Source organism: Pseudomonas koreensis, from assembly GCF_025447595.1.
Classification (GTDB): Bacteria; Pseudomonadota; Gammaproteobacteria; order Pseudomonadales; family Pseudomonadaceae; genus Aquipseudomonas; species Aquipseudomonas koreensis_H.
The window spans coordinates 1-12,615 of the sequence record NZ_JAOEJU010000003.1; the positions used below are offsets into that span (position 1 = coordinate 1).

The window sequence follows — 12,615 nt, forward strand, 5'->3', positions numbered from 1 at the left end:
AGGCGATGCCCCCGGATCAATCCCGGAGCGAAGGAACCCGAGCCACAGCGAGGGCCGTACGTCAGGGTAAAGCCTTTTGGGTTACCTTTTCGGCGTCTGGAAAAGGTGACTCGCCGTAAGGGCGAAACCCTAAGAAGCCGTTACCGCAGCAACGGATCTGCCCCCAATCCCAATCCCAATCCCAATTGACTCAAATCCCCCCCGCATGGTCTCCTACACAACTTGTTACGGGTGCCCTTCACAGGGTGAAACGGGAAACCGGTGAATCATGTGCTTTACTCTAAAGCCATGTCAGTCCGGTGCTGCCCCCGCAACGGTAAGCGAGCGAAGCGTCAGATCCACTGTGCCCACGGGCATGGGAAGGTGACGCTTGCAGGTCGGCCAGACGCCAACCCCTCGTGAGCCCGGAGACCGGCCCGCAACACACAGTGCGCATCTTGCGCCACTGAACATAACAAACCCGCGGTGGGCGGGCGCTGTTCGAACCTCTGCGTGCCCGGCCGCAGGGGTTTTCATGCGCTCTATTCACCCGCTGACACTCCAGAGGGAAGCGCCATGTCGATCATCAGCAGCACCGGCAGCAATTCGGACAAGATCGCCAACACCACCACCCTGAGCCAACGCCTGACCGCCGCCGTCTGCGCGTCGATCCTCGGTGCGTGCCTCGTGTATTTCGCCGGCTTCTCGCACATCGAAGCGGTGCACAACGCCGCCCACGATACCCGCCACAGCGCCGCGTTCCCGTGCCACTGAGACCTGACGACATGATCAAGCGTATTGCGCAGACCGCAGGTTTCACCGGCCTTCTGGCCGCCCTGCTCCTGACGTTGCTGCAAAGCTTCTGGGTTTCGCCGCTGATTCTGCAGGCCGAGACCTTCGAGAAAGCCGAACCGGTTGCCGAAGTTCACGAACACGCCGCCGGCACCGCCGCCCACACCCACGATGCCGAAGCCTGGGAGCCGGAAGACGGCTGGCAGCGTGTGGTTTCCACCACCAGTGGCAATCTGGTAGTAGCCGTGGGTTTTGCCCTGATGCTGGCGGGTCTGTACACCCTGCGTGCGCCGACCAAAACCTCGCAAGGCCTGCTCTGGGGCCTGGCTGGTTATGCGACCTTCGTGCTCGCCCCGACCATGGGCCTGCCACCTGAGCTGCCGGGCACTGCCGCCGCGGATCTGGCCTCGCGGCAGATGTGGTGGATCGGCACCGCCGCCTCCACCGCTGTCGGCCTGGCCTTGATCGCCTTCAGCCGTAGCTGGCTGATGAAGATCCTCGGTGTGGCGATCCTTGCCGTGCCGCACGTGATCGGCGCGCCGCAACCGGAAGTGCATTCGATGCTCGCCCCGGAAGCCCTCGAAGCTCAGTTCAAAATCGCTTCGCAGCTGACCAACGTCGCGTTCTGGCTGGCCCTGGGCCTGATCAGCGCCTGGTTGTTCCGCCGCAAAAGCGAAGGTCAGTACCACGCATGACCGATGACAGCGCAGCGCCGACCTTCGTGGTCGGCCTGGGCTGCCAGCGCGGCTGCCCGGCCAGCACGCTGCGCGCATTGCTTGATCAGGCGTTGCAGGCGCATCGAATTGATCTTGAGAAGGTCAAGGCGCTGGCCAGCATCGATCTCAAGCGCGACGAGCCCGGTTTGCAGGAACTCGCCGCCCAACTGGCGCTGCCGTTGCTGTACTTCAGCAGCGAAGAACTGGCCAGTTATCAGCAACGTTTGAGTCACCATTCACAGATCGCCTTCGAACGCACCGGCTGCTACGGCGTAGCGGAAAGTGCCGCGCTGGCGCTCGCCGAGCAGTTGATCAGTGGCCCGGCAAAACTGCTGATTTCCCGGCAAAAGTACGCTCAGGCGACACTGGCATTGGCCGGCGCCGCGTAAATTCCCGATAATCCCCGCTTTCGATCATGAGCATTCTTCATCTGAAGCGCTTGTGAAGCACTGCCCTGCCCCTTTTCTACAGGATCCAACGATGACCGTTTACTTCATCGGCGCCGGCCCCGGCGACCCGGAATTGATCACTGTCAAAGGACAGCGGCTGATCCGCAGTTGCCCGGTGATCATCTACGCAGGTTCGTTGGTGCCAACGGCAGTGCTGGAAGGTCATTGCGCGCAAACCGTGATCAACAGCGCCGAGCTGCACCTGGAACAGATCATCGACCTGATCAAAACCGCCCACACCAAGGGCCAGGACGTGGCTCGGGTGCATTCGGGCGATCCGAGCCTGTATGGCGCCATTGGCGAGCAGATTCGTTATTTGCGCGAGCTGGGTATTCCGTTCGAGATCATTCCCGGTGTGACCGCTACCGCCGCGTGCTCCGCGCTGTTAGGCGCTGAGCTGACCCTGCCGGACGTCTCGCAAAGCGTGATTCTGACCCGTTATGCGGATAAAACCGCGATGCCTGCCGGCGAAGAGCTCGGCAATCTGGCGCAGCACGGGGCGACCATGGCGATTCATCTGGGAGTCAATCATCTGGAGAAAATCCTCGCCGAGCTGCTGCCGCATTACGGCGCGGATTGCCCGATCGCGGTGATTCACCGGGCGACGTGGCCGGATCAGGACTGGGTGGTCGGGACGTTGGAGGATATTGCCGCAAAGGTGGCGGCCAAGGGGTTTCGGCGTACGGCGTTGATTCTGGTTGGGCGGGTGTTGGGCAGCGATCATTTCAGTGAGTCTTCGCTGTATCGCGCGGGGCACGCACATCTTTACCGCCCATAACAACCCCATTGCGAGCAGGCTCGCTCCCACAGTAGACCGCATTTCCCTGTGGGAGCGAGCCTGCTCGCGATAAGGGGCGCTGAATTTCTGGCATAAAAAAACGGCGCTCACGGGGCGCCGTTTTTCATGCCGCAGCGAACACCTTAGTAGTAGGCGTTTTCTTTCTGCGTGTGGTCGGTCACGTCGCGAACGCCCTTGAGCTCCGGAATACGCTCGAGCAAGGTGCGCTCGATGCCTTCCTTCAGGGTCACGTCCGCCTGGCCGCAGCCCTGGCAACCGCCGCCGAACTGCAACACGGCAATGCCGTCTTCAACCACATCGATCAGGCTGACCTGACCGCCGTGGCTGGCCAGCCCCGGGTTGATTTCGGTTTGCAGGTAGTAGTTGATGCGCTCGTTGATCGGGCTGTCGGCGTTGACCATCGGGACTTTGGCGTTTGGCGCCTTGATGGTCAGCTGGCCGCCCATGCGGTCGGTGGCGTAGTCGACGACGGCATCATCGAGAAACGCTTCGCTGAACGAGTCGATGTAAGCGGTGAAGCTTTTCAGCCCCAACGCCGTGTCTTCAGGTTTCTCTTCGCCCGGCTTGCAGTAGGCAATGCAGGTTTCGGCGTACTGGGTGCCAGGCTGGGTGATGAAAACGCGGATGCCGATGCCCGGGGTGTTCTGCTTGGACAGCAGATCGGCCAGGTAATCATGGGCGGCGTCGGTAATGGTAATAGCGGTCATGGAGACTCCTCGCAGGCTTGAGGCGGAGTTTACGCCAATCGGCGCGCGGCACAAAGTCCTAGTATTTACGTAGGAATAGTTCGCAAATCGGCTAGGCGCCAGGTTCGCCGTCAATCCGCGCTTTAAGCCATTGATAACTGCGTTTTTCCACCCATTCGTAGCTCAGCCACGAACCGATAGCGATGGCCAGCGCACAGACGACAAACATCAAATACGGGTTGATCCCATAGCGTCGGGCCAGATAACCGCCGGCCGACAGCACCAGCACATGCATCAGATACACCGAGTAGGAACAGTCGCCCAGCAGCTTTAGCAGCCTGTTGCGTTCGACATACCGCTCCAGCGCCATGCTCGCCATGACCAGTACCGCACTGGGTACGCCCCAATTCAGCAATCGGGGTTCCGGCGGCAGATGATAGATCGCCAGCAACGCCGCACCGACCCCCAGTAACGGCAGCCAGAGCGCCGGACCGATCCAGCCCCGACGGTAAAGCATGCCGATGCCGATCCCCAGCAGGAATTCATAAACGATGTCCGAGCGATAAAACTCGCTGACCCAGCCAAACCCGGTCCAGGCCTGGCACACCGCAAACAGCAGCGCCGCGACCACCAGCAAGCGCACTTGCAGCCGGAACAACAGCGCCCAGGCGAACAGCACGTAGAACAACATTTCGTAATTCAGGGTCCAGCCGACATTCAGGGTCGGATAGATCCCATAGCCGCCGGGGTTTTCGGTCGGGATAAACAGCAACGACAGGAGCAAATGACTCCAATCCACCGCCTGGTCCGGCAGCAACGGCCGGGCGAACACCACCAGCAACGCCATCAGCACCGTATAGAGCCAATACGCCGGGACAATCCGAAACAGTCGATACAGCAGAAAACGCGCCGGCGGCAGCGCCTTGCCTTCGGTCGACAGGAAAATCACCAGCCCGCTGATCACGAAAAAGATATCGACGCCCACTGCGCCCTTGTCGATGAACAGCTGCCCTATCGGTCCGCGCGCCTCGAAGTCGAAGAAAATCTGCATGAAGTGATGACAGACTACCGCCCACGCGGCGAGCGCTCGCAGGGCCTGCACTGAAATCAACATCGATGGCGCTCCCGATCCCGTACTTCACAGGATTGGGACAACCGCCATCGCTCAAACGATCAAAGATTCTCGTACCGGTTCATATCCAGCACGCCCTCTTCCACCGGATCGGTTTCGTGGATGTATTGGCTCAGGTCATGGAAATAGAACCAGAACTGCGGATGACTGCGACGAATCCCCCAGCGTTCGACGATTTTCTCGAACTGCGCCGCGTCCTTTGCACTTTCCATCGCATCGACAAACGCCGGCACCTGATCCGCCGGGATTTTGAACATGAAATTCGGGTAGCTGCTGAGCACGCCCGGATAGATCGTCAACGTGTCCAGGCCCGGCTGATAGCGCAGGGATTCACCGAGCAGGAACGCCACGTTGCTGTGCGCACGGTTGCGCAGCAGGCTGTAGACCTCGCGTTTGCCGCTGCGGGTTTCGACCCGAAGCATGGTCGCCTCCGGCAATTGATCGATCACTTTCAGGCCGGCCGCCGGGCGCGAAGTCAGGCGGCTCAGTGCCTGTTCGGCGTTTTGCAGCGCCGGGTCGATGTTCGGGCGCGAGCAATAGGCGTCTTCGCAGCGGTTGATCGGATCGGGCCGCGCATTGAGGTCGCCGTAGCGCGCCAGCAATTGCATGGCGAAATCGCGTTTCGGGTCCTTTTCGTCGAGTTTCAGCGCGGTCGGCTTGTCGTCGTCGATGGCTTCGTAATCGAGCCACATCTTGAACTGGCCGCTGCTCTGGTACCAATCGTCGAGGTAACCCTCGCGGGAATCGGCTGGCATCAGGCGCAAGAAGTTCTGTTCGGCGCCGTTGCGGATCAGGTCGAAATACAAGCGCGTTTGCGCCTGATGGGAAACGTTGCCGAACACATCGAAATTCACCGCCAACTGGTAATAGGTGCGCTCCAGCAGCGGATAGTCGAACAGCCACATCGTCTGCGGCACTTCGCCAATCAGGCCTTTGGTCACCGAGGCGCTGTCGAAGTGGCGGAAGATGCTGAGCAAAGCGTTGTCATTGCCGGCCCACAGGGTCGACCAGCTCGGTGCCGGCAGATCGGCGTAGCTGTCACGGCGCAGCGCTTCGTATTTGTTTCGCTTGTTGCGGTAGTTGTGCCACAGGCTCAGGACGCTGCCGACGTCGTCGTTCTGCCCCGGCATCGCCAGCAATGGCGTGGCCTGGCCGCGATAGTTCGGGTCGGTGATGTACAGGTCGTGCTCCGGAGCCTGGAACAGCGCCCAGAAGTTGTCGCGGATCACGTCGGTTGCAATCTGCCCACGGCACACCGGGCCGCGAATGAACGTGCGCACGAAGTATTCGGCGTTATCGAGCATGAACTGATAGCGCGCCTGCGCCGGGATTGCCTCAAAGGTCGCGAACGGGTTGGCCCGGCTCTGCGGCCCGTAGCCCGGCAACGCGTTGACCTGCCAGTTGCCGTTGTAGAACAGGCTTTTGACCCGCGCCATCTTCGCCGCGCTCAGCGGATAGGTGATGTGGGTTTTGTGCACGATCACGCCCTGCACCGGCCACAAACGGTAATACACCTGAGTGCCTGGATCGTCGTTCGGGCGGCGGGTAGCGATCAGATCGATCGGCTGGCCGGTCGGCGTGCGCGAGCGCACCCACTGAAAGTAATGCCCCGGTTCGCCGTCCTTGAAATAGATGTGTGCCAGGAACCAGTGCTCGTACAGCCAGCGCCCGAGCAGACTCTCCCGTGCACCGGGCTGGTTGAGCAGGTTTTCCCACTGGACGATTTGCATCGCCTCTTTGGCGCTCGGCGCCAGCCCCTGCTCATCGATCGGAGCGCCTGACGCGAGCCAGCGCTGCAAGGTCTGGTATTGCTGATCGGTCAGGCCGGTGACGGCCAGCGGCATGCCCTCTTTCGGATGGGCGCCGGCATAGCCGTCGAATTCGGCGGGCATCGCGCACAGGTTCTCGCGGTTGAGTCCCAGCACAATGTCTTCCGGCAGTTTGGCGTTGGGCGTCAGCGGCGTTTTGTGCCCCAACTCCAGCATGCGTGCCATCAGGGCGGCCTGACTGCCCTGGGCATCGAGCACCGAATAGAAATCTTTCTGCTGCCAGGCGCGTTTGCCGAAGGCGTCATAGAACAACCGGGTGGTCGGTGCTGCCTGTGTGCGGTCACCGTCGTAGACCGGCATTTTACTCGCACCACGGGCTGCGCCTTCGCCGCTGCCCAGGTTCAACTGGCAGGCAGAGTCGTAGCACGCATGGCAAGCCACGCACTTCTCGGTGAAGATCGGCTGGATGTCGCGGGTGTAAGAAATTGAAGGCGAGATCGCAGGACTTTGCGCCGCCGCGCCAAAGCTCAAAAACAGCAACACCATGCTGACGACGCGGTACGACATATCCCTGATCCTGATCCTGAAGAAAAACGCCGCGATTCTACCGTTATGACGCCCGTTCCAACATGAGCGATATTCATGCAAAAGCACCACATGCTCTAAATCCGCACAGGTTTGTTATGATCCCGCTCCTTCGTCATGGTCTTTTTCGAGTAGTCCCAATGTCCGATCGCAGCGTCCGTCTTCAAGCTCTCAAGCAAGCTCTCAAAGAGCGCATCCTGATTCTCGACGGCGGCATGGGCACGATGATCCAGAGCTACAAGCTCGAAGAGCAGGATTATCGCGGCAAACGCTTCGCTGACTGGCCGAGTGACGTCAAGGGCAACAACGACCTGTTGGTCATCACCCGTCCTGATGTTATCGGCGGTATCGAAAAAGCCTATCTGGATGCCGGTGCCGACATCCTGGAAACCAACACCTTCAACGCCACCCGCATTTCCATGGCCGACTACGGCATGGAAGAGCTGGCCTACGAACTCAACGTAGAAGGCGCACGACTGGCGCGCAAGGTGGCCGACGCCAAGACCGCCGAGAACCCTGACAAGCCACGCTTCGTCGCTGGCGTGCTCGGTCCTACGAGTCGCACCTGTTCGCTGTCGCCGGACGTCAACAACCCGGGCTATCGCAACGTCACTTTCGATGAGCTGGTGGAAAACTACACGGAGGCCACCAAAGGCCTGATCGAGGGCGGCGCCGACCTGATCCTGATCGAAACCATTTTCGACACCCTCAACGCCAAAGCCGCGATCTTCGCCGTGCAAGGCGTGTTCGAAGAACTGGGCTTCGAGTTGCCGATCATGATTTCCGGCACCATCACCGACGCCTCCGGCCGGACCCTGTCGGGCCAGACCACCGAAGCGTTCTGGAACTCCGTGGCCCACGCCAAACCGATTTCGGTCGGTCTGAACTGCGCCCTCGGTGCCCGCGAACTGCGTCCGTACCTCGAAGAGCTGTCGGACAAGGCCAGCACTCATGTTTCGGCGCACCCGAACGCCGGCCTGCCGAACGAATTCGGCGAGTACGACGAACTGCCGGTTGACACCGCCAAGGTCATTGAAGAATTCGCCCAGAGCGGCTTCCTCAATATCGTCGGCGGTTGCTGCGGCACCACGCCGGGTCACATCGAAGCCATCGCCAAAGCCGTCGCCGGCTATGCGCCACGGCAGATTCCGGACATTCCCAAGGCTTGCCGCCTGTCGGGTCTGGAACCGTTCACCATCGATCGCAGCTCGCTGTTCGTCAACGTCGGCGAGCGGACCAACATCACCGGTTCCGCGAAATTCGCCCGCCTCATCCGTGAAGACAATTACACCGAGGCCCTGGAAGTCGCCCTGCAACAGGTCGAAGCCGGCGCCCAGGTGATCGACATCAACATGGACGAAGGGATGCTCGATTCGAAGAAGGCCATGGTGACCTTCCTCAATCTGATTGCCGGCGAGCCGGACATCTCCCGCGTACCGATCATGATCGACTCCTCGAAATGGGAGGTGATCGAAGCCGGCCTGAAGTGCATCCAGGGCAAGGGCATCGTCAACTCGATCAGCATGAAAGAAGGCGTCGAGCAGTTCATCCACCACGCCAAACTGTGCAAGCGCTACGGCGCCGCCGTGGTGGTGATGGCGTTCGACGAAGCCGGCCAGGCCGACACCGAAGCGCGCAAGAAGGAAATCTGCAAACGCTCCTACGACATTCTGGTCAACGAAGTCGGTTTCCCGCCGGAAGACATCATCTTCGACCCGAACATCTTCGCTGTGGCCACCGGTATCGAAGAACACAACAACTACGCTGTGGACTTCATCAACGCCTGTGCCTACATCCGTGACGAACTGCCGTATGCCCTGAGCTCCGGCGGCGTGTCCAACGTGTCGTTCTCGTTCCGTGGCAACAACCCGGTGCGCGAGGCGATCCACTCGGTGTTCCTGCTGTATGCAATCCGCGCCGGCCTGACCATGGGCATCGTCAACGCCGGTCAGCTGGAGATCTACGACCAGATCCCGCAGGAACTGCGCGACGCCGTTGAAGACGTGATCCTCAACCGCACGCCGGAAGGCACCGACGCCCTCCTCGCCATCGCCGACAAGTACAAGGGCGACGGCAGCGTCAAGGAAGCCGAGACCGAAGAATGGCGCAGCTGGGACGTCAACAAGCGTCTGGAACACGCGCTGGTCAAGGGCATCACCACCCACATCGTCGAAGACACCGAAGAATCCCGCCAGTCGTTCGCGCGCCCGATCGAAGTGATCGAAGGCCCGCTGATGTCGGGCATGAACATCGTCGGCGACCTGTTCGGCGCCGGCAAAATGTTCCTGCCGCAGGTGGTGAAATCCGCCCGCGTGATGAAGCAGGCCGTGGCCCACCTGATCCCGTTCATCGAGCTGGAAAAAGGCGACAAGCCGGAAGCCAAGGGCAAGATCCTGATGGCGACCGTAAAAGGCGACGTGCACGACATCGGCAAGAACATCGTCGGCGTGGTGCTGGGTTGCAACGGCTATGACATCGTCGACCTCGGCGTGATGGTGCCGGCCGAGAAGATCCTGCAGGTGGCCCGCGAAGAGAAATGCGACATCATCGGCCTCTCCGGCCTGATCACCCCGTCGCTGGATGAAATGGTCCACGTGGCCCGCGAGATGCAGCGCCAGGACTTCCACCTGCCATTGATGATCGGCGGCGCGACCACCTCCAAGGCGCACACGGCGGTGAAGATCGAGCCGAAGTACAGCAACGACGCAGTGGTCTATGTGACCGACGCCTCCCGCGCCGTGGGCGTGGCGACGCAGTTGCTGTCCAAGGAACTGAAGGCCGGTTTTGTCGAAAAGACCCGCGAAGAGTACATCGACGTCCGCGAGCGCACCGCCAACCGCAGCGCCCGTACCGAACGCCTGAGCTACGCGGCTTCCATCGCGAAAAAACCGCAGTTCGACTGGGCGAATTACACACCGGTCAAACCGACGTTCACCGGAACCCGTGTGCTGGACGACATCGACCTCAACGTGCTGGCCGAGTACATCGACTGGACGCCGTTCTTTATCTCCTGGGACCTGGCCGGCAAATTCCCGCGCATCCTCGAAGACGAAGTGGTCGGTGAAGCGGCGACCTCGCTGTACAAGGACGCCCGCGAGATGCTGACCAAGCTGATCGACCAGAAGCTGATCAGCGCCCGTGCGGTGTTCGGCTTCTGGCCGGCCAATCAGGTACACGATGACGATATCGAGCTGTACGGCGATGACGGCAAGCCAATGGCCCGCCTGCATCACCTGCGTCAGCAGATCATCAAGACCGACGGCAAGCCGAACTTCTCCCTCGCCGACTTCGTCGCACCGAAGGACAGCGAAGTGACCGACTATGTCGGTGGTTTCATCACCACCGCCGGGATCGGCGCCGAAGAAGTGGCCAAGGCTTATCAAGACGCTGGCGACGACTACAACTCGATCATGGTCAAGGCCCTGGCCGACCGGCTGGCCGAGGCCTGCGCCGAGTGGCTGCACCAGCAGGTGCGTAAAGAGCACTGGGGTTACGCCAAGGATGAAGTCCTCGACAACGAAGCACTGATCAAAGAGCAATATTCCGGCATCCGCCCCGCTCCGGGCTACCCGGCGTGCCCGGATCACACCGAAAAAGCCACGCTGTTCGCCCTGCTCGATCCTGAAGCCCAGGAAATGCGCGCCGGCCGTAGCGGCGTGTTCCTGACCGAGCACTACGCGATGTTCCCGGCGGCAGCGGTAAGCGGCTGGTACTTCGCCCATCCGCAGGCGCAGTATTTTGCCGTGGGCAAGGTCGACAAGGATCAGGTGCAGAGCTACACCTCGCGCAAAGGCCAGGAGCTGAGCCTGACCGAACGCTGGCTGGCGCCGAATCTGGGTTACGACAACTGATCCAGCTTCACGCAATACCCTGTGGGAGCGAGCTTGCTCGCGAAAACGGTCGATCATTCAGCATTAATGTTGAATGACGCGCCGCCATCGCGAGCAAGCTCGCTCCCACAGTTCGTTTTGCGGTGTTCTCCAGATGGTTGACTATGCTTGTCTGACACACACGGCAGACGGGGGATTTATGGACGATCCAGTCGACAACAAGCCACCGACCTTCTGGCAGATGCTGCACAGTGTCATGGCGGCGGCGTTCGGGGTGCAGAGCGGCAAGAACCGGGCAAGGGACTTCACCCACGGCAAGCCCAGCCATTTCATATTCCTGGGCATCGCGTTCACGGCGGTGTTTGCCTTGACGCTGTTCGGCATTGTGCAACTGGTGGTGCATCTGGCGGGTGTCTGAGCCGCTCAGCGCATCAGTGTCTGCAGATTGAAGGGATAGCGATACGACACCGGACGCCCCTTCGCCGAGAGCTTGCGAAAGTGCACGCCGTAGTCCGGTGACGCGCCCATGGCCAGCATTCGGCGGGCTTGATCCCTGTCGATCAGTTGCAGCAGCGCAACCTGTCGGTCACGACCGCCGTACTGATTCAGATCGACGCCCTGCTGATAATCGTGCAGCTCGACCAGCGCCCAGCCTCCGAGGGTGAAGTGTCCACCGAGCAAGGCGCTCAGCCGACCGTCGACCAATGCCTGCAAGGCCTCGTGCGAGGTGTTGACAGCGCTGAACAACACGTCCTTGCCCGGCACTTTGCCCGCCTCGGAAACCGCACGCATCGCACCGAACGCCATTTCGTCGTTGGCCGCCCATACCAATGACACATCCGGGTAACGAACCAGCAACTGCTTCGCCTGCTCGTAAGCGCGTTTTTGCGTCCAGCCACCATAGACCAGTTGCCGCAAACGCACCTGAGGATGCTCGGCCAGTGCCCGCTGCATGCCCTTTTCACGCAGTTGCGCCGACGGCGTGATCTTCAGGCCCGAGAAGGCCAGCAGATCGATCGTTTTACCGGGTGCCACAGGCGGATGCAGACGGATCAGCTCCTTCATCATCAGATAACCGCCCTCTTCGTCGTTCGGCACCAGGCTGCCGATCCGGTCCGCACGCTCTACCACCAATGCCTGCTGATTGGGCGTCAGTGCGGAATTGACCATGAACAGTTTTACCCCGCTGTCATTGGCCAGCCGCAAGATTTGCGGGGCGACGTACTGTTCGTTGACGAACATCAGATAGTCGGGACGATCCGGCCCCTGCAACGCCAATCGGGCCTGGGCGACTGTCAGTTCGGGCTGGCGCTGTGAATAGAGAATGCGCAAGTCGATCCCCAGATCCCGGGCAGCGGCCTGCATGAATTGCGAGTAACTGACCCAGAACGCTTCCTCAGTCGAACCCGGATTCAAAAACAGCACGGACTCTGCCCGCACACACGATCCGAAAATCGCGCCGAACAGCAACAGACTGATGTGAAGTAACTTGAACATGAAACATCCGGGCCCAGGGGAAAAATGGCCGCGCATTATAGCCACCTATCAATCGGCCATTGGCGCTTGATCCCGTTTTTCGTCCGACAATCGTCGCAAGCGGGGCCCGGACGTGTCGTTTACTGATGACTGACCCAGAACACGGCTGTTCCAACAACCAGAATGATCAGGAACAGAATCGCCCAGGCATCGACGCTGCTATCACTTTTCCTTGCTTTGGTCGGGTTGCTCATTGCATCGCCTCTTGTCGGTTTTATCGGTGATTGCAGAAAGACTCGACCACAGTTAAGACGATGATTGCCCACACGACAAATGCGGGATAGTTGACAGCCATTCTCGTTAGGCGATTTGGTTCTTTACATATACTCAAACATCACTTTT

The 12,615-nt window shown here is 60.4% G+C and carries 10 protein-coding genes and 1 riboswitch; of the genes, 6 read left to right on the top strand and 4 right to left on the bottom strand.

Annotation, left to right across the window (positions count from 1 at the left end):
- Positions 1 to 212: 212 nt before the first annotated feature.
- A riboswitch (cobalamin riboswitch) is annotated at positions 213 to 434 on the top strand.
- 121 nt (positions 435 to 555) lie between these two features.
- From N8H71_RS05770 to cobM, 4 genes are all read left to right on the top strand, one after another.
- Positions 556 to 753 carry a CbtB domain-containing protein gene (locus N8H71_RS05770; RefSeq protein ID WP_262193246.1) on the top strand — a complete coding sequence of 66 codons (198 nt, stop codon included), beginning with the start codon at positions 556 to 558 and terminating at the stop codon, positions 751 to 753.
- A gap of 11 nt (positions 754 to 764) precedes the next feature.
- On the top strand, positions 765 to 1,466 hold the full coding sequence (locus N8H71_RS05775) for a CbtA family protein (protein WP_262193247.1): 702 nt from the start codon (positions 765 to 767) through the stop codon (positions 1,464 to 1,466).
- Positions 1,463 to 1,876, top strand: coding sequence for a cobalamin biosynthesis protein (locus tag N8H71_RS05780; RefSeq protein WP_011334491.1), 414 nt, complete (start codon positions 1,463 to 1,465; stop codon positions 1,874 to 1,876). Before N8H71_RS05775 ends, N8H71_RS05780 begins: the two co-directional genes overlap by 4 nt.
- Before the next feature lie 91 nt (positions 1,877 to 1,967).
- Positions 1,968 to 2,714, top strand: coding sequence for a precorrin-4 C(11)-methyltransferase (cobM, locus tag N8H71_RS05785; protein ID WP_262193248.1), 747 nt, complete (start codon positions 1,968 to 1,970; stop codon positions 2,712 to 2,714).
- Positions 2,715 to 2,857: 143 nt separating this feature from the next.
- Here the strand turns inward: cobM and nfuA are convergent, their stop codons facing one another.
- The 3 genes from nfuA to N8H71_RS05800 form a co-directional block, all read right to left on the bottom strand.
- On the bottom strand, positions 2,858 to 3,442 hold the full coding sequence (gene nfuA, locus N8H71_RS05790; RefSeq protein ID WP_007959519.1) for a Fe-S biogenesis protein NfuA: 585 nt from the start codon (positions 3,440 to 3,442) through the stop codon (positions 2,858 to 2,860).
- Positions 3,443 to 3,533: 91 nt separating this feature from the next.
- Complete coding sequence (locus N8H71_RS05795; RefSeq protein ID WP_262193249.1) at positions 3,534 to 4,535, bottom strand: acyltransferase family protein; 1,002 nt, start codon at positions 4,533 to 4,535, stop codon at positions 3,534 to 3,536.
- A gap of 59 nt (positions 4,536 to 4,594) precedes the next feature.
- A complete protein-coding gene (locus tag N8H71_RS05800) occupies positions 4,595 to 6,889 on the bottom strand; it encodes a fatty acid cis/trans isomerase (protein ID WP_262193250.1) in 2,295 nt (764 codons plus the stop codon).
- Between the two features lie 158 nt (positions 6,890 to 7,047).
- On the opposite strand from N8H71_RS05800, the gene metH reads away from it, so the two are divergent.
- Complete coding sequence (gene metH / locus N8H71_RS05805; protein WP_262193251.1) at positions 7,048 to 10,758, top strand: methionine synthase; 3,711 nt, start codon at positions 7,048 to 7,050, stop codon at positions 10,756 to 10,758.
- 178 nt (positions 10,759 to 10,936) lie between these two features.
- Positions 10,937 to 11,155 carry a DUF2970 domain-containing protein gene (locus N8H71_RS05810; protein ID WP_007959515.1) on the top strand — a complete coding sequence of 73 codons (219 nt, stop codon included), beginning with the start codon at positions 10,937 to 10,939 and terminating at the stop codon, positions 11,153 to 11,155.
- Between the two features lie 5 nt (positions 11,156 to 11,160).
- Here N8H71_RS05810 and N8H71_RS05815 read toward each other — a convergent pair whose 3' ends face one another.
- Entirely contained in the window at positions 11,161 to 12,234 is a 1,074-nt protein-coding gene (locus tag N8H71_RS05815; RefSeq protein WP_262193252.1) for an ABC transporter substrate-binding protein, read from the bottom strand.
- Between the last annotated feature and the right edge of the window lie 381 nt (positions 12,235 to 12,615).

Coding starts and splice junctions, on each gene's coding strand:
- N8H71_RS05770 (WP_262193246.1), top strand. CDS start 556: ATGTCGATCATCAGCAGCACCGGCAGCAATTCGGACAAGATCGCCAAC.
- N8H71_RS05775 (WP_262193247.1), top strand. CDS start 765: ATGATCAAGCGTATTGCGCAGACCGCAGGTTTCACCGGCCTTCTGGCC.
- N8H71_RS05780 (WP_011334491.1), top strand. CDS start 1,463: ATGACCGATGACAGCGCAGCGCCGACCTTCGTGGTCGGCCTGGGCTGC.
- cobM (WP_262193248.1), top strand. CDS start 1,968: ATGACCGTTTACTTCATCGGCGCCGGCCCCGGCGACCCGGAATTGATC.
- nfuA (WP_007959519.1), bottom strand. CDS start 3,442: ATGACCGCTATTACCATTACCGACGCCGCCCATGATTACCTGGCCGAT.
- N8H71_RS05795 (WP_262193249.1), bottom strand. CDS start 4,535: ATGTTGATTTCAGTGCAGGCCCTGCGAGCGCTCGCCGCGTGGGCGGTA.
- N8H71_RS05800 (WP_262193250.1), bottom strand. CDS start 6,889: ATGTCGTACCGCGTCGTCAGCATGGTGTTGCTGTTTTTGAGCTTTGGC.
- metH (WP_262193251.1), top strand. CDS start 7,048: ATGTCCGATCGCAGCGTCCGTCTTCAAGCTCTCAAGCAAGCTCTCAAA.
- N8H71_RS05810 (WP_007959515.1), top strand. CDS start 10,937: ATGGACGATCCAGTCGACAACAAGCCACCGACCTTCTGGCAGATGCTG.
- N8H71_RS05815 (WP_262193252.1), bottom strand. CDS start 12,234: ATGTTCAAGTTACTTCACATCAGTCTGTTGCTGTTCGGCGCGATTTTC.